Raw genomic sequence first — 20,930 nt, forward strand, 5'->3', positions numbered from 1 at the left:
AGTGGAAGACAATTTTGTTTTCAAGCCGGGTGGTACCGCGCATTCCTGCGTCCCTGCAATTTTATTGCAGGGGCGCTTTTTGTTTTGTGTACAGCTTCACTGACCTTGTTCGGTGGAATTGAAAATATTGAATGGAGGAAGGATCATGGATTTATTACAGGATTTGCAGTGGCGGGGGATCATCTACCAGCAGACAGATGAAGAAGGCATCAAGGACATTCTTTCGAAGGAAAAAATCTCCCTCTACTGCGGGGTCGACCCAACTGCTGACAGCATGCACATCGGGCACCTTCTGCCTTTCCTTACAATGCGTCGTTTTCAGGAGGCTGGCCATCGTCCGATCGTCCTCGTTGGCGGAGCGACTGGCCTGATTGGGGATCCTAGCGGCAAAAGCGAAGAGCGCAAGCTGCAGACACTGGAGCAGGTCCAGCACAATGTAGAAGGAATCAGGAAGCAGCTTGAACAAATTTTTAATGTTGAAGGCGAAAACGGAGCCATGATGGTCAATAACTATGATTGGGCAGGATCGATGGATATCGTCACATTCCTGCGCGACTTCGGCAAGTATGTCGGTGTCAATTACATGCTTGCGAAAGACACGATTGCTTCAAGGCTCGAAACAGGAATTTCCTTTACTGAATTCACCTACACGATCTTACAGGCTATGGACTTCTATCACTTGTACAAGAACCATGACTGCAAGCTGCAGATTGGCGGAAGTGACCAGTGGGGGAATATCACGACAGGACTCGAACTGATCCGCAAAATAACGGGGGAAGGTTCAAAGGCATACGGTCTGACAATCCCGCTTGTAACGAAAGCGGATGGATCGAAATTCGGCAAGTCAGAAAGCGGCGCTGTATGGCTTGATCCTGAAAAAACATCACCATACGAATTCTATCAGTTCTGGATCAACACAGCGGATGCAGATGTAGTCAAATACCTGAAATACTTCACTTTCCTAAGCAAGGAAGTGATCGAACAGCTTGAACAAGCTGTCAAGGATGAGCCACATTTGCGCCAGGCACAAAAGACACTTGCTGAGGAAATGACCCGCATGATCCACGGCGAGGAATCGCTTCAGCAGGCCATCAAGATCTCTGCCGCTCTTTTCAGCGGGGATGTGAAAGAGCTCTCTGCTGAAGAAATCAAGCAAGGCTTCAAGGATGTCCCTTCTTTTACAGTAGAAGGGAAGGGAGAAACAGGTTTGGTCGATTTGCTGGTTGCTGCGAATATTTCTCCATCCAAACGCCAGGCGCGCGAAGATATCAGCAATGGCGCAGTTTCCCTGAACGGCGATCGCGTGACTGACACTGCTTACGTCTTGAGTGAAGCTGACCGCATTGAAGGCCAGTTCACGATTGTCCGCCGCGGTAAAAAGAAATACTTCTTGATCCAATACTGATTTTTTACAAACAGCCTTCCTGGTGATAGGTCAGGAAGGCTGTTTTTTTGTGCAGAATCAACTTTAACAAAAAAAGCAGGAATTTACCTTTGAACCGTTGAATTTTGAATACACCCTTTTCTATTCCATCAAAAATGCTTATTAGAGATTTCGAACAAACTTTATTTCAACTCCGCATGTCGGGGAAATCCTGTAATGGTGTTCTCCAAAAAAACAATAATAAGGCCGGAGAATGCAAAATGCTGAAAGAACTGGCTGCATTGCTTAGTTTCAGGAAAAAAGGAGATATGGCGTATTCATCTATTAATTTATTGGTTTATGCTTGCTTGACCGATCCTTATATGGATTTTCTTTCTGGTGGGGCAATAAGGAAAAGGAAGTTCAACTTGCGAAGGGGGCATTCATTTTGACCAAGGGGCCTGTTGCTTCATACATTGGTATTCAGAGAGTCCTTTATGACCATTCTTGTGAGGAGAGATAAGGTTGAAACAATTATTGAAAAGAATTGCAGTCATGTTGGCGATGATCTTTGCATTGACATCCTTTCCAATGGGGAACTCATCATTCATGCCAGATACCGTCCGTGGAGTTCAGGCAACAACTCAATATGCGACAACCGCCAATCTCAACCTTCGGACCGGGGCAGGGACAAATTACAAAATTATAACCGTCATCCCAAAAGGAAAACAAGTGACCTTAATCTCAAAGCATGGCGCCTGGTATAAAGTCCGTTATTCTGATAAAACCGGATATGTCAGTTCCAAGTATGTTAAACTGGCCGGGCAAACCTCCAATAAAAACACACCCAATCAGACCATGAAATATAAAACCACTGCTAATTTAAATTTGAGATCTGGTGCAGGAACGAAGTACAAAGTCATCACTGTCATCCCGAAGGGAAAACAGGTGGCCATACTTTCAAAACACGGGGGTTGGTACAGAGTAAGTTTTTCAGGTAAGAAAGGATATGTCAGCTCGCGGTATTTGCTACTGTTAACGAGCGATAATCCAGTCCTAACCGTTAAAAACGGAATCGTGTATGTAGATGGGGTGATTGTGGTCAATAAACGATACGCCCTGCCTTCCACATATAACCCGGGAGAAAGCAAGGAAGCACGGATCGCCATTAACCGGATGGCTGCGGATGCAAAAAAGAAAAAAGCCAGCATCCAAGTGATCAGTGGCTATCGGACCTACGACTATCAGGAAAGGTTGTATAATCGTTATGTTAAACAATACGGAGAAAGGGAAGCATCCAGATTTAGCGCAAGACCCGGCCACAGTGAACACCAGACTGGACTGTCGTTTGACTTTGGCGGACCGAATCGTTCATACTGGCTGAAAGAGTCGTTTGACAGGACCGCGGAAGGAAAATATTTAGCCGCCAATGCGCACCGTTTCGGATTTATTTTGCGCTATCCAAAGGGGAAAGAATCGGTGACTGGATACATGTATGAGCCTTGGCACTTTCGATATGTTGGGGTGGAGCGGGCAACGAAAATATTTAAGAGTGGAAAAACGATGGAGGAACATTACCGCTTTTCTGGAAAGTAGATGAAGAGAATCTGCAAAAAATCAGCTATTCCAAATGAAGCGACCAAAAAGGCGGACAGATTTTTTCAGTAAGCAGCTGTTAAGGCCCGAATTCGCTATTGTGCTAATTTCTGGCCATTTGTTTCGCCTTGATCCTATATAATACGTTAGGATACGTTATTTCCCAGATCCGAACTAAAGTAAAAAGCCCTGGAACCTTGTTTTATCAAGGTTCCAGGGCTTTTAAGATGCTTTGTTCTCCAAGCAGCTTTATTAACGTGAGTAGAATTCAACGATAAGAGATTCGTTGATTTCAGCTGGAAGGTCAGAACGCTCAGGAAGGCGGGTGAAAGTTCCTTCTAGCTTGTCAGCATCGAAAGTCAGGAAGTCAGGCACGAAGTTGTTCACTTCAATTGCTTCCTTCACAACATCAAGGTTACGTGACTTTTCACGAAGGCTGATTGTTTGTCCCGGAGCTAATCGGTAAGACGGGATATCCACACGAGATCCGTCAACAAGGACGTGACCGTGGTTCACCAGCTGGCGAGCTGCACGACGAGTACGTGCAAGGCCAAGGCGGTAAACAAGGTTATCAAGGCGTGATTCAAGAAGAATCATGAAGTTTTCGCCGTGGATGCCAGGCATTTTACCTGCTCTGTCAAACAGGTTGCGGAACTGGCGCTCGTTCACTCCATACATGTGGCGAAGCTTTTGCTTCTCCTGTAACTGCAATCCGTACTCGGATAGTTTTTTACGCTGGTTAGGACCATGTGGACCTGGAGCGTAAGGGCGTTTTTCTAATTCTTTTCCTGTGCCGCTCAGTGAAATTCCAAGACGGCGGGATAGTTTCCAGCTTGGGCCGGTATAACGAGCCATGAATGACTCCTCCTTAGTTTTTATTTTGTAAAATAAAAACAGATTGTGATTCACGAATATGAGTATTTTGTTTTCATGTACCTTCGCCCTAGCAGCAGCGGGTTACGAGATACACCATCAAAATGAATTTGAGGAACAAAATACATCCATAAAGTCGATCACATAGGCTGCGATATTATTTTACACAAAGTGTATTATATAATTTTTCGTTATCATAAGTCAAGGCTATCCCGTCAACTATTTTTATTTTTGAGGATACAGGAACATATATCATACTAATGTCATAGGTCTATGGTATAATAATGGTAATTGTTGTATTTTCTCCAATCTATTCGAACTCAATTATATATGAAAGCGCTGTCGGGAATTTGCTGGACATAGGCGCTGATAATAGGTGATACATAATGGAAAAAATCCCAGAACGAGATACATTGCTTGAAATCAAAGCCAGCCTGCTCGATTTGATTTGCACGGATCGCCATATTTTCTCCTATCGAAAACTGATAACAAAAATGCTTTTTACCTTGAGATCTTATCTGGATATACAAGAAGCCGACTTTTATGGCTGTGTCGAGTGGAAGGAAGGGCTGACCATCGAGGCTACGACCCGGACGTCCGGAGCTGGTTCTATCTTGAACAAGGTTTGTATGGCCATCCAACAGGAAGCAAAAGGTCGTTCTTTCATTAAGAAGCCCCACACCATCCCGGGACTTGAGCATTATGACTTCTTATTCGTGTTCATGGATGACGGCCGTTTCATGGGCTTGATTGGCTTTGAACTGAATGAAGGGCAACCCAGCCGAATGGCATCAGATTTGCTGCTTGAAATGGTTGCTCATGAATGCCTGTCTTTCATCGGGAAGATCCGCAGCCTTTCCCATACACTGTCGGAGGAAAAACGATACCGGCTGCTGTACAGGGTGACGGAAAAGTTTCATTCGACAATGGATATGGATGCCGTGCTTGAAGAAATCATCGCGACATTAAAAGAAGTATATCCATCTTTTATCTATTATTTATTGCTTTCCCACGATCACAAGGGGTATGGAAACCTGCCGGTGAAAGAACTTGACTACGGCGGGGATAATATTACAGCGATGCAATCCTATGTCAGCGGACAAGTCCAGTTCGAGGATTCAATTGTTGAAAAAAATTCAATCATGTATGCTCCGCTCAAAGGGAAACAGGGTGTTTATGGTGTCCTACAGGTCATTGCGACCGATGTGCTTGTCTTTCCGCAGAATGAAGTCGAGTTTATCAAGCTTCTTGCGAACACAGCCGGGGGTGCCCTTGAGAATGCAAAGCTCTATGAGCAGTCAAGAAGGCTGGTCAGCGATCTGCGCCTGATCAACGAAACCTCCCATCAGCTCAATTCCAATTTGCGCCTGTCTGACACGATGAATTTTATTTGCAGGCAGATCATGGATTCTTTTGCAGCCCAGGAAGTGGGCTTCATTGTACTTGATTCAGGGAATGAACCATTCACCGTTCTTCAGGGCAGCACGGATTATTTCTTTTCAAAGGAAGGTTCTGACTGCATCAAGGAGATTGGCATGCGCATACAGCAGGATCAGGAACCGCTGTTCATTGGCGATTATAACGCCGGAAACGCGGAGGGATCTGTGCATTTTCGGTCCGTTATGGGGGTCCCGATGATTCAAAGCGGCATTTTGAAGGGGTTCGCGCTCATATTGCACAGGGATCCTTATCATTTCACCTTTGAGACCTTTAAATTGCTGCAATCGCTCATCCATCATTCGACGCTTGCCTTTACAAACTCCATCCTCCGTGAGGAACTTGAAAAAATGGTCATCACGGACCATTTGACAAAGCTTTATGCCAGGAGTTACCTGGATGAGAGGATGAGCCAGTCCATGCTTGAAGATTCGCAGGGCGCGTTCATCTTGATCGATATCGACGATTTCAAAGGAGTGAACGATAAATACGGGCATCAGGCAGGGGACGAGGTGCTTGTCCAGCTGGCCAGGCATGTTTCCCGGAACATTCGTGGAACCGATATCGGCGCGAGATGGGGCGGGGAAGAAATTGCTGTATATTTGCCGGGGGCGCCTCTTGAGACCGGTGTCTTAATAGCCAACAGGCTAGTCGATCATGTCGAAGAACAGACTGCTCCTAGCATTACGATTTCCTGTGGGGTTTCCGCTTGGGCAAAAGGCCAGGAAGATACAGTGAAAACACTGTTCAAACGGGCTGATCAGGCACTTTACCTTGCAAAAAGCTCAGGCAAGAATAAAGTTGTTGTCCAGACTGAAAGTTTCCACTTTAGCAGCACTCAGGAATGAGTGCTTTTTCTTTTTGGATAGCAAAAAGACTTTCCTATTTTCCAAAAATATCATATGCTGATAATGGGGTTATTGTAAGCGTTTACAACAAAACGGGAGGAATCGTATGGGAGAAAAGAGATTTGAGACAGAAGTGATCCATTCGGGGTACAGCCCCGAAGAATTCAGAGGAAGCCTTGCTCCACCGTTATTCCAGACAAGTACATTTACTTTTGACAGTGCAGAGCAGGGGGCGCGGCGCTTTGCCGGAGAAGAGGAAGGGTTCATTTATTCGCGTCTTGGAAACCCGACTGTCTCCATACTGGAAGAACGGATGGCAGCAATTGAGAAAGGGGAAAAAGCACTCGCGTTCGGATCGGGAATGGCCGCGGTATCGGCGGTCCTTGTCCATTTGACAAAAGCTGGTGACCATATCCTTTGCTCACAAGGTGTTTATGGATGTACATTTGGTTTGCTCCAGTTAATGAAAGATAAATACAATATCAGCCATGATTTTTCGATGATGGCGTCCAAAGAAGAACTATTGGCTGCAATTACCCCTCAAACGGCTTGCATCTACATTGAAACTCCAATCAATCCTACGATGAGGTTAGTGGACCTCAAGATGGTAGCCGAAGTAGCGAAGGAGAAGGGCATTCCGGTGGTTGTCGATAATACCTTCAGTTCGCCCTACCTGCAGAATCCGCTTGAGCTGGGCTGCGATTTCGTCATCCATAGTGCGACGAAATATATTTGCGGGCATGGAGATGTGATCGCAGGCATTGCGATTGGGAGAAAAGATGTGATGTCAGAAATTGCGATGCATACACAAAAGGATATCGGAGGGATCATTTCTCCGTTTGACGCCTGGCTTTTGTTGCGCGGACTGAAAACCCTGCCAGTCAGGATGGACCGCCATTGCGAGAATGCTGAAAAACTTGCGAACTATCTGTCTGGCCATTCGGAGGTCGACGAAATTTTCTACCCGGGAGATCCGAACAATCCGGATTACAGCATCGCAAAGAAACAAATGCGTAAACCAGGAGGGCTGATTGCCTTTACGTTGAAAGGGGACCAGAAGACAGCACAAACCTTCATGAATAAATTGAAGCTGATCAAAATCGCTGTGAGCCTTGGCGATGCCGAGACTTTGATCCAGCACCCGGCAACCATGACCCATGCGGTGGTGCCTAAGGAAGCCAGGGAGAAGATGGGGATCAAGGAAAATATGCTCAGGTTATCTGTCGGGCTTGAGGCATGGGAAGATCTGAAGGACGATTTGGAAGCGGCCTTCGAGTCCGTCAGGAAGGAAAACAGGCAGGAAACAGGAATGGTAAGATAAGTATCGAAAAGCGGCTATCGATTGTGATAGCCGCTTAGCATTTTTTATAGAAATTTCACTAAAACGGAGACAAATTCTTCGAGTTTTTGCTGGTCCAGTTCGTCAAAGCGGTTTTTTTCCGGTGAATCGATGTCCAGTACGCCTATTAATTCCCCTTCTTTTACAATTGGGACAACAATTTCGGATTGTGATGCTGCGTCACATGCGATATGGCCCGGGAATTGGTGGACATCTTCGACCCTGGCAGTTTCCCTTTTAAAAGCAGCTGTCCCGCATACCCCTTTCCCAAGGGGGATCCTGACACAGGCAGGAAGACCCTGGAACGGTCCCAGTACAAGTTCGCCATCCTCATGCAAATAAAATCCAACCCAATTGACCCGGTCAAGAAATTGGTTCAAAAGTGCGGATGCGTTGCTAAGGTTCGCGATTCTATTCTTTTCATCCTCAATCAGTGCCTTCAGCTGCTTGATCAGCAAATCGTAATTTTTATCGCGGCTCTCATTGTATTTTTCGACTATAAACAAGGTTTTTCCCCTTTCATCCTGGAGTTTTACAATTCATTGTATCAAAAAAAGCGGAATAGAGGATAACTTTGTCGAGCTTTTTGTGGAGGGAATCAGGATGCTTTCCAGAAGATAATTTAGAAAGGAACGTAATCGGAAAGCGAGGGACAGGGAGTGAAGAAAAATTCAAAAGCCGCAATCATCGAGGCAGCCATATATTTATTCAATACAAAAGGCTTCAGCGGAACTTCTATCAGGGACATCGCGGCAAAAGCAGATGTGAACGCAGCCAATATCGCTTACTATTTCCAAAACAAGAATGGTCTCTTGGAAAACTGCTTCACCGATTATTTTGAACGTTATCTTGAAGAAATTGAGCATGGTTTTTCGCTGCTGGAATGTGGTGCTGAAATCTGCTTGAAGGCGATGGTCGACAATGTATTGAGGTATCAGTGCGAAAATACCCAATTGACGAGATTCATCTTAAGGGAAATGACGATCGATTCACAGGTCGTGAGAGAAATCATGTCAACCTATCATGTTAAGGAACGCTATTTTTTTAAAAAAGTGCTTGATGCAGGGATTCAGTCAGGGGAGTTCAGGAACATATCGATCCAATATGCCATTTTGCAGCTGAAGGCCTTGTTGTCGATGCCATTCTTGAACATGCATTATGTAACTGAGGTACTGCATGTTCTCCCGCATGAAAAGTATTTTGCTGCAAAGTACAGCAAAGAAATTTCGCTATGGATAAAAGGGACACTGTGCCATCCGCAGGAAAACCTGCTGATGAAAACATGAGGAAGCCTGCTTCGCTTAGGCTTCCTCATGTTTTTTCCGGATTTGCATCCTATCTAATCCCTGGCCAAGTTCCTTGACCTGATGTGCGTCAGAGCCGTATACGAGCTGAATTCCGAGCAGCTTTGCCTTGCCCGCTATCCAATCAGGCGGATATGGTTCACGGCAAAGCGGTTTTGCGGTGCCTGCCCCGTTGTAATCAAGTTCATATTCCCTCCTTGCTATTTCCGTTAATATTTCTGAGACTTCTTCACCCAAGCTTTCCATTAATGGATATTTCAGCTGAAACTTATTTGCTAGCGTGATGTGGCCAATCCTTCCTGGTTTGAAGGTTCCGAGATCGGACTGTACTGATTTCAGCACTGTCAAGTAATAATGTAAATGGAGATTCTTGACTGAACCGTATTGCTCCAACATTGCCCCAAATGTCCCGGGGCTGTAATCAAGACAGTCATATCTCCCATTGGGAAGTTTCAAAAAGTGGACAGACAAAATGGAATCATCAAGGTGGCGGCCATATTCATCAAGGAACGCTTTTGTTTCGCTCTCGAAGCCCTCGATGAAATCCACTTCAAGCCCAAGATTGATTTTGATTCGTCCTTTATAGCTCCGCTTAACTTCTTCAAGTGCAGCAAAATAGCCTTCGAGGTCTTCCAGTCTCATTGCACTATCCATCGATGGTGTCGGATCGGTGAATCCCTTTGGGAGAGGTGCGTGCTCGGCAAAGGTGATTTCCGAATAGCCCAGTTCAAGTGCCCTTTCCACATATGCGCTGATAGGATCCCCTGTCCCATGCGGACAGAATGGTGTATGGACATGGCCATCTTTCATAAAAACACATCCTTTAAGTAAACTGTTGGATAATATCCCGGGAATGTTTTAAGCTTATTTAGAGAGAAAACGTATGAATTCGGATAATTTCAACAAAAAAATTGAAATTAATAGTCAAAAAATGTCGGTAACATGGTAATATAAATACATTATACACGGATTATAAAACCATTTTATATATAACGTTTTTGATCTTGGAATTTGTGAGGCCAGGAGGATAACAATGGAATACATAATTGGCGGGATTGCTATCTTATTCATCCTTTTTTTAACAGGATACATAATGAAAAGAAAATATTTCAGCGAAGTAGATCGGTATGAAGCATGGAAAATCGATATCATGAACCGGCCGGTCCTTGATGAAATGTCGAAAGTGAAGCAGTTGAATATGACCGGGCAGACGGAAGAACTCTTTGAACACTGGCGCCAGGAGTGGGATGAACTTGTGACATCCAAGCTGCCAGGCATTGAGGATTATTTGTTCGATGCAGAAGAATATATAGACAAGTACAGGTTCAAGAAAGCAAAAGAAACCTTCGCTGCCATTGAACAAAAGCTGACAGAAACAGAAAACAAGATTAAGAAAATATTGGATGAACTGAATGAACTAGTTGGCAGTGAAGAGAAAAACCGGGAAGAGATCGAAATCCTCAGGGAGCAATACCGCGAAAACAAAAGGAACCTGCTGACCCATCGCCATAGTTTTGGGAAAGCAGAAGCGAACCTAGAAACCCTTCTTGAAGAAATCGAGGCGCAGTTTGTGGAATTCGATGAGAAAACGGGAAGTGGAGATTATCTTGAGGCAAGGGAAGTGGTTCTATCCATCCAGGCGACGCTCGATCAAGTTTCAAGGAAAATGGAAGCTTTACCTGGATTGCTTCATGAGTGCCATACAGCGATTCCGGGATCTGTCAGCGAAGTCAAGGAAGGCTTGAAAGAAATGGCTGACCAGGGATATGTCCTTGACCACCTGAATGCCGAAAAGGAGATCAAGGAGATCGAAAAAGAGCTTGAAAAGTACATTTCTTCACTCGAGATAGGGGACGTTGGAGAAGCAGAAGAAGAAATCCTCAGCCTTAAAGGAAGGGTTGAGGCCATTTTCGACCAGCTTGAGGCAGAAGTCTTGTCCAAGCAATATATAACGGAAACTGAACCTGCGGCCAAAGAGCTGCTGATCAAGGCTATTACCGAGAGCAAAACCTTGAAGGAAGAGACGAAGCATATCCAGGAAACGTATCATCTTTCCGATAAGGAACTTGCGGCACAGACAAATGTTGAGCGCCAGTTGAAGGCATTGATCAAGCGTTTCGAAATCATTGACCATACGATCACTGAAAACAGCCTAGCGCAAAGCCTGATTAAAACAGAACTCGATGAAGCGAAACAGCAGCTTGACGCTCTTGTAGAAGATCAGAAGGCACTCAAGGAAAAGCTGAATGCGCTAAGAAAAGATGAAATTTCAGCAAGGGATAAGGTCAAGGAACTTTCCCGGAAAGTAGGGGAAATGATTCGTCAGATTTCAAAAAGCAATATGCCTGGACTATCTCTGGAATACAAATACCTTCTTGAAGATGCACATGAGAGCATCAAAAAAGTTACAGAGAAACTCGAGGAGAAGCCGCTTGATATCCAAGCTGTCCAACAGCACCTGGAAATAGCAGTTCTTACTGTTGGCAAGCTTGAGTCATCGACTGAGGATATCGTTGAAATTGTTGCGCTTGCCGAAAAAGTCATCCAATACGGAAACAGATACCGAAGCCGCTATCCTTCGGTAGACAAAGGCCTCCGGGAAGCGGAGGAAAGCTTCAGGAACTATGACTATCGACAGTCGCTTGAACAGGCGGCTACTTCGATTGAAGAAGTAGAGCCAGGCGCATTGAAGAAGATCGAGAAAATGCTCTCTGAAGAACAATCATGAAGCACAAAGGCCTCCAGAAGGAAATGGAGGCTTTTTTTTTATGGAATAGTAACGGGAAACAAACGAAGGGAGGAGAGTAACTTCGATTGTTTTTCAAAGGAAACGTGTTATGATATTATTTTTAGTTAGCAGCAAAGGTTTTGGACCAGGGGGGGAAAACCGTGATTTACTTTGACAACAGCGCAACAACCAAACCTTACAAAGAAGTCCTGAATTCTTTTATGAAGGTGGCTGAAGACTATTTCGGCAATCCATCTTCGCTTCATAAAATCGGGGGCCAAGCTGAGAAGCTCCTTCATCAGGCCCGGAATCAAACAGCTAACCTTCTCGGTGTGAAGCCTTCTGAAGTCATTTTCACTTCGGGCGGCACTGAGAGCAATAACCTTGCAATCAAAGGTGTTGCAATGGCACATCGGGACAGGGGCAGGCATATCATCACAACATCCCTTGAGCATGCATCAGTGCAAAGTCCGATGCAGCAGCTTGAAACGCTTGGATTCGAAGTTACCTACATTGACCCGGATCAGAATGGCTTCATCAGCGCTGAAAAAATCCGCAGCGCTTTAAGGAAAGATACGATCCTTGTTTCAGTCATTCATGTGAATAACGAAGTGGGTACCATCCAGCCAGTCTCCGCGACCGGCAGAATGCTCAAGGATTTTCCAAAAGTGATCTTCCATGTTGACCATGTACAGGGAGTTGGGAAGGTCCCGCTTGATTTTTATCAGGCAGGGGTTCATCTATCTACGATTTCCGGACATAAATTTCATGGATTGAAAGGGACGGGCGCCTTATTTGTAAAAGAAGGAGTCCGTCTGTCGCCTCTATTGTCTGGAGGGAATCAGGAATGGAGACAGCGAAGTGGAACGGAAAATGTCGCAGGTGTGGTGGCAATGGCCAAAGCTTTGAGGATGACCAAGGAGCTGGAAAAACAGAAGAAGCGCGAAATGGGGATTGTGATGTCACGCCTGAGGGCAGGCATTGAAAAAATAAAGGATATAACGGTGCATACCCCGGAGGACGGCTGTGCGCCGCATATCTTGAACTTTTCTGTCCCAGGCTTGAAGGCGGAAACACTTGTGCACGCTCTTGAAGAAAAGGATCTAATTGTTTCCACCACAAGTGCCTGCTCATCCAAGAGGAAGGCTGCGAGCAGAACTTTATTGGCAATGGGTGTCCAGCGTAAAGAAGCTGAAAGCGCGATCCGCATCAGTCTCTCGTATAGCAATACGGAAAAAGAAGCTGAAACGGCAGCAGAAGTGATTGAAAAGACTGTAAACCATTTAAGAGAGGTAGTAAAAAGATGATGTATGACCGTATTCTTGTCCGATATGGGGAACTATCGACAAAAGGCAGGAACAGGAACAAGTTCATAGACCGCCTGAGGAAAAATATCAAAAGCTCCATCAGTGATTTTCCTGATGCCGTTATCAAAGCGGATCGCGACCGCATGTTCATTCTCCTGAATGGAGAGGATGGCAAGGAAATCAGCAGCCGTCTCAGGAAGATCTTTGGCATTCAGTCATTCAGCCCCGCGGTCAAAGTGGAAAAAGACATTGAGCAGATGAAAGATGCCGCACTCGAACTGTTCCAGAATATATATAAGCCAGGAAATACTTTCAAAATTACCGCGAAAAGATCGGATAAAACGTTCGAGCTTGATACGAACGGAATTAATTCAACCTTTGGAGGGCATATTTTAAGGAATGTCGAAGGGTTGAAAGTGGATGTGCGCAACCCGGATATCAACCTGGTGATCGAAATCAGGAAAGAAGCTGCCTACCTTTCAGCTGAAACCATCAAAGGTGCGGGGGGATTACCGGCGGGTTCCAGCGGGAAAGCAATGCTGATGCTATCAGGGGGCATAGACAGTCCTGTAGCAGGTTATCTTTCAATGAAAAGAGGGGTTGAGGTGGAAGGGGTCCACTTCTTCAGCCCTCCATTCACGAGCGAACGGGCGAAGCAGAAAGTAATCGACCTTTCGGAAAAGCTTGCAGAAGTAAATGGATACTTTGCTCTTCATATTGTCCCGTTCACAGAAATCCAGCAAGCCATCCACAAACAGGTGCCTGAGAATTATACGATGACGACCACTAGAAGGCTGATGCTCCGGATTACTGATGCACTCAGGGAAAAGGAAAATGGGCTTGCCATCATCACAGGTGAAAGTCTTGGCCAAGTCGCGAGCCAGACTCTTGAAAGTATGTTTGCGATTAACGATGTGACATCGACCCCGATCCTTCGGCCGTTGGTTGCGATGGACAAGCATCAGATCATGGACATTGCCCAGGGAATTGACACTCTTGATATTTCCAATCGTCCATTTGAGGATTGCTGTACCGTCTTCGTCCCTTCTTCGCCAAAAACAAAACCGAGGCTAGACAAGGTCAAAAACTTTGAAAGTTTTTTCGATTTTGATGAACTAATCGACAAAGCAGTGAAAGGGACAGAATCGATGGTTATCAAGCCAGCATCTCAGCAACAAAATAAGGATGGCGATGACCTTTTTTGATTGGAACCAACCAATATGTGGAACCTCCTTGGTAGTGAGTTACCTGGCGCCTCCGGACGAGCCATCATGAACTAAAAAGCCGTCCTTTGAGGTAATCCTTGCCTTTCATTTGCCTGTGGGCCTTATGTTTTTCCTGAATGGGCATCAGGGGAATCCCTGTTGATAAAGGGGTTTGGGTATTTCAAAATATGTGAACAATTACCAGCATGCCCCCTGCATTAAGCCATGTGATTCTACACACTCTATACTCACAAGGAGGTGAAATCACATGGCAAACAACAACTCAAATCAACTTCTAGTTCCTGGTGTACAACAAGCTCTTGACCAAATGAAGTACGAAATCGCTACTGAATTTGGCGTAAACCTTGGTGCTGATACTACTTCACGCGCTAACGGTTCTGTTGGAGGAGAAATCACTAAGCGTTTGGTTCAAATGGCTGAACAACACCTTGGTGGCGGATTCTCTCGCTAATTAAAAAAGTTGATAAATATGGCTACAAGGAGCAGGGCGCAATGTCCCGCTCCTTTATTATTGCGAAAAAATGTTATCTTATAATTTATAATTTTTGAATAATTTTGTATAATATAAAAGCGGGGGTTTTTAAAATATCTAAAAGGGGGAGTTATATGAACACGCAGCAATTGATTGCGCCACAAAAGTACAACCTTGTTTCTGAAATGGAGAAATTTGCTAGCGAAACAAGGAAAGCAATATTATGGGAAAATGAGGCGGGAGACAAAAAGGAAATTACATATCGTGGCCTGCTTGACAATGCCAATAAAATTGGAAACGTTTTATTGGAGAACGGCCTGGCAAAAGGCGATGTTGTTCTTGTCGTAGTCCCAAGATTGATCGAAGCCTACCAAGTATACATTGCAGCACTTAAAGCCGGGCTTGTCGTCATACCAAGCTCTGAACTGCTAAGGACAAAAGATTTCCAGTACCGGATCTCGCATGGAGATGTAAAAGCGATAGTGAGCTTTGCTCCTTTTACAAGCCAGTTTGAAGATATAGAAGGAATTGAGGAATTGCCTAAATTTGTTGTTGGCGGACTGAAGGATGGGTGGATCAGTCTTGGGGCCGAAATGGAAACTGCCTCAGATGAATTGGTAATAGCGGATACGGACAGGGATGATATGGCGTTCCTAAGCTATACATCAGGGACCACAGGAAATCCAAAGGGGGTCGTCCATACCCATGGCTGGGCATATGCCCACTTGCGCACAGCGGCCAAGAACTGGCTGGGAATTGAGGAAGGCGACACAGTCTGGGCAACAGCAGGACCAGGCTGGCAAAAATGGATATGGAGTCCGTTCCTCTCAGTCATAGGATCAGGAGCGACCGGTTTTGTTTATCATGGAAAATTCGAGCCGGAGAAATACTTGTCTCTTTTGCAAGATTATGATGTGAATGTGCTTTGCTGCACACCTACCGAATACCGATTGATGGCCAAGGTAAAAAACATCGGCGATTATAAACTTCCGGGACTACACAGTGCGGTATCGGCAGGAGAACCCCTCAATCGCGAAGTCATCGATACGTTCAAGAAGCATTTCAATATAGAAGTCCGCGATGGCTATGGCCAGACAGAAAATACATTACTCGTCGGTGTCACGAAAGGAATGGAATTGAGGCCTGGATCGATGGGCAAACCGACTCCCGGAAATAAGGTGGAAATCATCAATGAAAATGGTGAACCGTGTGCTCCTGGTGAAGTAGGGGACATCGCTGTCCATATCGAGACCCCCGCCCTGTTCAAAAACTATTACAAAGATCCGGAAAGGACTTCCATGCAGTTCAGGGGGGATTATTATGTGACAGGAGACAAAGCAAGCAAGGATGAAGATGGCTATTTCTGGTTCGAGGGCCGCGGAGATGATATCATCATCAGTTCCGGCTATACCATTGGGCCTTTTGAAGTCGAGGACGCACTCGTTAAGCATCCTTACGTTAGGGAATGTGCCGTGGTCGCTTCACCTGATGAAATCCGCGGCCATATCGTAAAGGCTTTTGTGGTCCTTAGGGAAGGAGTCGACAAAGATAAGGACAGCCTTGTGCCTGAGCTGCAGGAGCATGTCAAGGAATTGACTGCGCCATATAAGTATCCGAGGAAAATCGAATTCCTTGACGAACTCCCAAAAACAACTTCCGGAAAAATCCGCCGTATAGAATTAAGGAAGCGTGAACTCGAAGGAGCAAAATGATCAAGGCTGTGGAAGCAGGCGATTCAGATCGCCTGCTTTTAGCTGTTTTCATATGGTATACAAAAAATGGGGCGGAGGATCCCATGATAAGGGGAAGGAAATCGGGTTTCCGGTATAATCATCACAGTATAGTTCGAAAATGGTTCCCAGAGATTGAAAGGATTGTCAGGATAGGTTGTTCCCGCTTATAATGATGTTATTTCGTATTCAGAAAGATTAGGGGGTGCCGCTATTGCACAAGAGGACAGAATTGCAATCCGGAGTTTTGTATGCAGCATTTTCCTACATACTTTGGGGAATCCTGCCAATCTATTGGAAGCTTCTTGACGATGTAAGTGCGGATGAAATCCTTGCCAACAGGGTGTTTTGGTCGTTTTTTTTCATAGCCGCTGTACTATTCTTTAACGGGAAATCGAAGATGTTCACTACTACTTTGCGGGGCTATGCGAAGAATAAAAAACAAATCGCAGCCCTTGCCGCAGCCTCGATGCTGATCAGCATGAACTGGTTCATCTATATATGGGCGGTCAATTCGAACCAGATGGTCGAAGCAAGCCTAGGTTATTATATCAATCCGCTAGTCAGCGTCCTGCTTGGGATGGTATTCCTGAAAGAGCGCCTTTCCGCAATCCAGTATGTATCCTTTCTCCTCGCTGGAATTGGCGTGCTGATCATGACAGTTACATACGGGCAGTTCCCCTGGATTGCTGTTTCGTTAGCCGTGTCATTCGGGCTCTATGGTCTGGCAAAGAAGTTGATAAAAGTTGATTCTACGGTTGGGCTGGCACTTGAAACACTGGTTGTAATGCCAATTGCCGGAATCTACATTGCCTATTTGTTCCTGGATGGGACAAATTCGCTGTTCTCCGGTTCCTGGCTGACGAGCGCGCTGCTTGCTGGAGCAGGAGCCGCTACCGCTGTACCGCTCCTATACTTTGCGAAAGGGGCGCAAAGAATCCCGCTTTCTACGTTGGGAATCCTGCAGTATATCGCTCCGACCCTTACATTGCTACTTGGAATCTTTATTTATGATGAGACATTTTCAGCGGTCCATTTGCTGGCTTTCACCTTTATCTGGTCAGCGCTGATTCTTTATTCTTTTTCAAGGACCAAGGGGATGACAGCCTTGGCGCTGAGAATGAAAAAGGAAAAAGGAATCCACTTATGACAAAAGAGCTGCGGAAAACCTTCTGCAGCTCTTTCCATCCTTTTTACAGGAATGTCCTCTTGACCTTTTCCCAAAATGAATTGTCTTTTAGTTTGACTGTTTTGATGATTTTGTTGCTAAGCTTCACATCGAACCTTTCAACATGCTGGATGCTGAGTGCCTCGTTATCCATGCCCATGATTGGATAATCATTCCCAGCCTGGACTACCCTGAAAGTCAGTTTCCGGTCGCCGCTCAAAATGAACGAAGACCCGAGTGTTCGGTAGTGGTTGTTGTTCACTGAAGCAAGCTCGCTGACTTGCATGCACGGAAGCAGCGGATCGACGATGGCACCGTTGACGGATTTATTGTACGCTGTACTTCCTGTAGGGGTGGCGACAATCATGCCATCGCCCCGGAACCTTTCGAAGTGGATGTCATCGATAAAAATATCCATCACGAATGCCTTAATGATCGCCGAGCGGACACTGAACTCATTCAGGCAGACGAAAGAAGTCTCTTTGTCGATGGTCACTTCGATTGTCGGGTATCTCCTTACTTCAATTTGCGCATTCGTGACTGCTTCAATCATTTTCGATGTGTCATCAAGATGGAAATCACAATACATATTCAATGAACCAGTGCTGGAAATACCGGCATAAAGGCAATCGTCGCGGAATCCCGTTTTCCTTACTGCCTGCAGGAACGTCCCGTCACTGCCAATGCTGATGATGATGTTGGCTTTTCGGTGGTCGCTTACGATATTGAAATCGTATTGCTTGGCCAATTCGAATAAAGGCTCGACTTTTTCCACCATTATGGAATCTGGTGTATGATAAAAATATATGTTACGACGATTTGGCATGAGTGATTCCTCCAAACTTATGTATTATTTTCCATATCTTTATTCACATCGGAATAACTTTTGTTAAAATGGATGGTATGGAAATAAGTTTATCATTTTCTCATTATTTTTGAAATGACAAGGTTAGGGAGGCTTCAAGATGAATGGTAAAAGATGGGCGGCCTTAGGGGTCGCTGCTGGTTTATTGATTGCTTCGACAGTCATTAATTTTCTTTCCGCTTTTGCTTTCAGTGACGAAGAGAATGCGTTCACGGATTTATTCGCGATGGCTGGAGGGAATATTACAGAAGAAATCATCGAGGAAGGGGACATGATGAGCAAAATCGCGGTCCTGTCCATTGATGGTGTCATCCAGGATACGGGGGACGCGGGGTCTTTTTTTGAAAGCCCGCTCTATAACCACAGAACGTTCATGGAACAGCTTGATTATGTAAAAGAATCAGATGATGTGAAGGCGATCGTTCTTAGGGTGAATTCACCTGGTGGCGGTGTTGTCGAAAGCGCAGAGGTCCACGATAAAATCAAGGAAATCCAAAAAGAAACTAAAAAGCCTGTTTATGTATCAATGGGCTCGATGGCTGCTTCCGGAGGCTATTATGTTTCTGCCCCTGCGGATAAAATTTTCGCCAGTCCAGAAACGCTGACAGGCTCGCTCGGCGTCATTATGCAGGGCATCAATTATGCAGGCCTTGCCGAAAAATACGGAGTCGATTTCGTCACGATCAAGAGCGGTCCGTATAAGGACATCATGAGCCCGGCGAGGGAGATGACAGAAGAAGAGCGAAAAATCCTTCAATCGATGATCAATAATTCCTATGAAGGATTTGTGAAAGTCATTTCTGATGGGCGTGGGATGTCTGCCGATGAAGTCAAAAAGATTGCGGATGGCAGGATTTATGATGGGCGGCAGGCAAAGGAACTCAATTTAATTGATGGTTTTGGTTATCTTGATGATGTCATCCAGAAGGTGAGGAAGGATGAAAAGCTGGAAGATGCGATGGTCGTCAAGTATAGCGAAAACCTCGGTTTTGGATCATTTTTCACTATGAATGCCCAAAAGCTGATCAGCAAGGACGCCGAAATGGCAGGATTGATGAAATTGCTGTCCCAGCCCAATTCACCGCGTCTGATGTACCTGTATGCGGAGTAAGGAGGGGACAGATATGAATTCAAATGAGAATCGGGAAGAGCAGACAAACTTGGACCATGGAATGGTACATGAAGTCCCTCAAAGGGATGGACAGGGAACGGTGGACGCAGAGGAGAAAGGGGAGGTGCATCGTTCTCCTGACCAAGCTGAAGGAATCGTGTACTCAGGCGGCCCACTCGGGGGGCATAGCGAGGTATACGATGAAACGGAAGAGTACCCAGACGGGGATGCAAGACTGGAGAGGCTGTACGCCGGCTTCTGGATGCGCTTCTGGGCCTATCTGCTTGATTTGATCGTGATTGGAAGCATACAGAGACTGATAGTCTATCCCGTCTTCCGCGCATTGGACATTTCTCTTATCGAGGAAGGAATTTTTTCGGCAATCTCGGTTTCCACCGCTATTGTGTTTTATTTATACTTTGTGCTAATGACAAAGTTTTACGGACAGACAATCGGGAAAATGGTCTTCGGCCTCAAGGTTGTCGAACTGGATGGAGGGAGGCTTTCATGGGGAACTGTTCTGTTCCGTGAATGGATTGGCCGCTTCATTTCATCCACTATTTTCATCCTTTATGTCGTCGTAGCGTTTACGAAAAAGAAACAGGGGCTCCATGACCTGTTTGCGGATACTACTGTCATTATCGAGCCACGCTAAAGTGAAGAGCTCTTAAGGCGAGCCGCTGAAAATCTGTTCGTTTCTCAGGCTGATTTTGTTGAGTGATCAAAAAAGCCGGCCCTGTTCCAGATTCCTGGAGTCAGGGTCGGCTTTTCGTTTTCAGCGATTTAGCAAAGGCGGGTTTATTTTTTTTGTTTTATGTCGATAATGGTGGGCTGAAAGGTTGTGGAGGACAATGAAATGGCTGCTGCTGACCATCATGCTCATAGCTTTATTCGTGCTCACTCTCCTCATTACAAAATTGAAGGTCTATGTCGACTATTACCATGCAAAAGACAATGACCATCTCAAAATCCTTATGAAGGCCTGGGGCGGCATCCTAAGGTACAAGGTTGAAATTCCGGTCATTAAGATCGATGATGATTCACCAACACTGATAGCAGAAGAAAAAGTAGAAGCAGGGCCGAAAGGAAGCAAGAAAAAACAAAAAACGGACCAGCTGGATAAGACCGATCTTCTGAATAGCATAAAAGATTTTAAGACCCTGCTTGCCCATGTTGTCGGGTTCCATAAAATTGTCCGGAATTTCCTGAAGAAAGTATCGCTTTCCCAGCTGGAATGGCATACGGTCATCGGCGTTGGAGATGCTGCGGCTACCGGTACGGTCACTGGCGCGTTTTGGGCAGTAAAAGGCGGGATAGTCGGGATCCTTAGCCGTTATATGAAAATGAAAGACATGCCTGTAATGACGGTGACGCCAAATTTCCAGCAGGCGATTTCACAAACTAGATTTAAATGTATGATTCAAGTCAGAGTCGGGCATGCTATTTTAGCAGGAATAAAAATGGTTAAATATTGGAAAGGCGGCATGCCGGAATTTAAGAGGAAGCCATTGTCCGCCCTTTCTGGTGATAAGACTAAATCCGTTTAAACAAGGAGGAAAACAG

At 45.3% G+C, this 20,930-nt stretch carries 18 protein-coding genes and 1 other annotated feature (1 of these 19 cut by a window edge); of the genes, 14 read left to right on the forward strand and 4 right to left on the reverse strand.

From position 1 onward, the window contains the following. Window positions 1–58, forward strand: a binding site (T-box leader) (it extends 162 nt beyond the left edge of the window). Between the two features lie 87 nt (window positions 59–145). Both tyrS and JJQ88_RS06395 read left to right on the forward strand, forming a co-directional pair. After that, window positions 146–1,405 (forward strand): tyrosine--tRNA ligase, encoded by a 1,260-nt coding sequence (tyrS, locus tag JJQ88_RS06390; protein ID WP_210364900.1) that lies wholly within the window; start codon window positions 146–148, stop codon window positions 1,403–1,405. Between the two features lie 483 nt (window positions 1,406–1,888). Then, the gene (locus JJQ88_RS06395; RefSeq protein ID WP_210364901.1) at window positions 1,889–2,959 is read left to right on the forward strand and encodes a D-alanyl-D-alanine carboxypeptidase family protein; all 1,071 of its coding nucleotides are present in this window, start codon (window positions 1,889–1,891) and stop codon (window positions 2,957–2,959) included. Window positions 2,960–3,211: 252 nt separating this feature from the next. Here the strand turns inward: JJQ88_RS06395 and rpsD are convergent, their stop codons facing one another. Continuing rightward, window positions 3,212–3,814, reverse strand: a complete 603-nt coding sequence (gene rpsD / locus JJQ88_RS06400) for a 30S ribosomal protein S4 (RefSeq protein ID WP_210364902.1) — start codon at window positions 3,812–3,814, stop codon at window positions 3,212–3,214. A gap of 404 nt (window positions 3,815–4,218) precedes the next feature. Here rpsD and JJQ88_RS06405 point away from each other — a divergent pair, with 404 nt between their 5' ends. Together JJQ88_RS06405 and megL are read left to right on the forward strand one after the other, a co-directional pair. Continuing rightward, window positions 4,219–6,117 (forward strand): sensor domain-containing diguanylate cyclase, encoded by a 1,899-nt coding sequence (locus JJQ88_RS06405; RefSeq protein WP_210364903.1) that lies wholly within the window; start codon window positions 4,219–4,221, stop codon window positions 6,115–6,117. A gap of 106 nt (window positions 6,118–6,223) precedes the next feature. Then, a complete protein-coding gene (gene megL / locus JJQ88_RS06410) occupies window positions 6,224–7,438 on the forward strand; it encodes a methionine gamma-lyase (protein WP_210364904.1) in 1,215 nt (404 codons plus the stop codon). 44 nt (window positions 7,439–7,482) lie between these two features. On the opposite strand, the gene JJQ88_RS06415 is transcribed toward megL, so the two are convergent. Continuing rightward, entirely contained in the window at window positions 7,483–7,962 is a 480-nt protein-coding gene (locus tag JJQ88_RS06415) for a GAF domain-containing protein (RefSeq protein WP_210364905.1), read from the reverse strand. 153 nt (window positions 7,963–8,115) lie between these two features. Here JJQ88_RS06415 and refZ point away from each other — a divergent pair, with 153 nt between their 5' ends. Then, window positions 8,116–8,742 carry a forespore capture DNA-binding protein RefZ gene (refZ, locus tag JJQ88_RS06420; protein ID WP_210364906.1) on the forward strand — a complete coding sequence of 209 codons (627 nt, stop codon included), beginning with the start codon at window positions 8,116–8,118 and terminating at the stop codon, window positions 8,740–8,742. A 15-nt stretch (window positions 8,743–8,757) separates the two neighbouring features. On the opposite strand, the gene hisJ is transcribed toward refZ, so the two are convergent. Then, on the reverse strand, window positions 8,758–9,570 hold the full coding sequence (gene hisJ, locus JJQ88_RS06425; protein WP_210364907.1) for a histidinol-phosphatase HisJ: 813 nt from the start codon (window positions 9,568–9,570) through the stop codon (window positions 8,758–8,760). Between the two features lie 223 nt (window positions 9,571–9,793). Here hisJ and ezrA point away from each other — a divergent pair, with 223 nt between their 5' ends. The 6 genes from ezrA (at window position 9,794) to rarD (ending at window position 17,373) form a co-directional block, all read left to right on the forward strand. Further along, window positions 9,794–11,488, forward strand: a complete 1,695-nt coding sequence (gene ezrA / locus JJQ88_RS06430; protein WP_210364908.1) for a septation ring formation regulator EzrA — start codon at window positions 9,794–9,796, stop codon at window positions 11,486–11,488. A 161-nt stretch (window positions 11,489–11,649) separates the two neighbouring features. Next, entirely contained in the window at window positions 11,650–12,795 is a 1,146-nt protein-coding gene (locus JJQ88_RS06435; RefSeq protein WP_210364909.1) for a cysteine desulfurase family protein, read from the forward strand. Then, a complete protein-coding gene (thiI, locus tag JJQ88_RS06440) occupies window positions 12,792–14,000 on the forward strand; it encodes a tRNA uracil 4-sulfurtransferase ThiI (protein ID WP_210364910.1) in 1,209 nt (402 codons plus the stop codon). The genes JJQ88_RS06435 and thiI overlap by 4 nt, the downstream gene beginning before the upstream one ends. Window positions 14,001–14,268: 268 nt before the next feature. Then, on the forward strand, window positions 14,269–14,472 hold the full coding sequence (locus JJQ88_RS06445; RefSeq protein ID WP_210364911.1) for an alpha/beta-type small acid-soluble spore protein: 204 nt from the start codon (window positions 14,269–14,271) through the stop codon (window positions 14,470–14,472). Window positions 14,473–14,627: 155 nt separating this feature from the next. Then, entirely contained in the window at window positions 14,628–16,205 is a 1,578-nt protein-coding gene (gene mbcS / locus JJQ88_RS06450) for an acyl-CoA synthetase MbcS (RefSeq protein ID WP_210364912.1), read from the forward strand. Window positions 16,206–16,437: 232 nt separating this feature from the next. Further along, window positions 16,438–17,373: an EamA family transporter RarD gene (gene rarD, locus JJQ88_RS06455; protein WP_210364913.1), complete on the forward strand. Its 936-nt coding sequence runs from the start codon at window positions 16,438–16,440 to the stop codon at window positions 17,371–17,373. 43 nt (window positions 17,374–17,416) lie between these two features. On the opposite strand, the gene JJQ88_RS06460 is transcribed toward rarD, so the two are convergent. Continuing rightward, the gene (locus JJQ88_RS06460) at window positions 17,417–18,217 is read right to left on the reverse strand and encodes an NAD kinase (protein ID WP_210364914.1); all 801 of its coding nucleotides are present in this window, start codon (window positions 18,215–18,217) and stop codon (window positions 17,417–17,419) included. Between the two features lie 139 nt (window positions 18,218–18,356). Between JJQ88_RS06460 and sppA the strand changes: the two genes are divergently transcribed. The 3 genes from sppA (at window position 18,357) to JJQ88_RS06475 (ending at window position 20,914) form a co-directional block, all read left to right on the forward strand. Next, window positions 18,357–19,367, forward strand: a complete 1,011-nt coding sequence (gene sppA / locus JJQ88_RS06465; RefSeq protein ID WP_210364915.1) for a signal peptide peptidase SppA — start codon at window positions 18,357–18,359, stop codon at window positions 19,365–19,367. Window positions 19,368–19,602: 235 nt separating this feature from the next. Continuing rightward, complete coding sequence (locus tag JJQ88_RS06470) at window positions 19,603–20,022, forward strand: RDD family protein (protein WP_246860969.1); 420 nt, start codon at window positions 19,603–19,605, stop codon at window positions 20,020–20,022. 196 nt (window positions 20,023–20,218) lie between these two features. Beyond that, complete coding sequence (locus JJQ88_RS06475; protein ID WP_210364916.1) at window positions 20,219–20,914, forward strand: DUF2953 domain-containing protein; 696 nt, start codon at window positions 20,219–20,221, stop codon at window positions 20,912–20,914. The last annotated feature ends 16 nt before the right edge of the window (window positions 20,915–20,930 follow it).

It is taken from the genome of Bacillus sp. REN3 (genome assembly GCF_017912555.1).
Taxonomy (GTDB): domain Bacteria; phylum Bacillota; class Bacilli; order Bacillales; family Cytobacillaceae; genus Mesobacillus.

What these genes read in the sequence shown, in the direction of transcription:
- tyrS (WP_210364900.1), top strand. Translation starts at nt 146, where the DNA reads ATGGATTTATTACAGGATTTGCAGTGGCGGGGGATCATCTACCAGCAG.
- rpsD (WP_210364902.1), bottom strand. Translation starts at nt 3,814, where the DNA reads ATGGCTCGTTATACCGGCCCAAGCTGGAAACTATCCCGCCGTCTTGGA.
- JJQ88_RS06405 (WP_210364903.1), top strand. Translation starts at nt 4,219, where the DNA reads ATGGAAAAAATCCCAGAACGAGATACATTGCTTGAAATCAAAGCCAGC.
- megL (WP_210364904.1), top strand. Translation starts at nt 6,224, where the DNA reads ATGGGAGAAAAGAGATTTGAGACAGAAGTGATCCATTCGGGGTACAGC.
- hisJ (WP_210364907.1), bottom strand. Translation starts at nt 9,570, where the DNA reads ATGAAAGATGGCCATGTCCATACACCATTCTGTCCGCATGGGACAGGG.
- ezrA (WP_210364908.1), top strand. Translation starts at nt 9,794, where the DNA reads ATGGAATACATAATTGGCGGGATTGCTATCTTATTCATCCTTTTTTTA.
- thiI (WP_210364910.1), top strand. Translation starts at nt 12,792, where the DNA reads ATGATGTATGACCGTATTCTTGTCCGATATGGGGAACTATCGACAAAA.
- JJQ88_RS06445 (WP_210364911.1), top strand. Translation starts at nt 14,269, where the DNA reads ATGGCAAACAACAACTCAAATCAACTTCTAGTTCCTGGTGTACAACAA.
- mbcS (WP_210364912.1), top strand. Translation starts at nt 14,628, where the DNA reads ATGAACACGCAGCAATTGATTGCGCCACAAAAGTACAACCTTGTTTCT.
- JJQ88_RS06460 (WP_210364914.1), bottom strand. Translation starts at nt 18,217, where the DNA reads ATGCCAAATCGTCGTAACATATATTTTTATCATACACCAGATTCCATA.
- sppA (WP_210364915.1), top strand. Translation starts at nt 18,357, where the DNA reads ATGAATGGTAAAAGATGGGCGGCCTTAGGGGTCGCTGCTGGTTTATTG.
- JJQ88_RS06475 (WP_210364916.1), top strand. Translation starts at nt 20,219, where the DNA reads ATGAAATGGCTGCTGCTGACCATCATGCTCATAGCTTTATTCGTGCTC.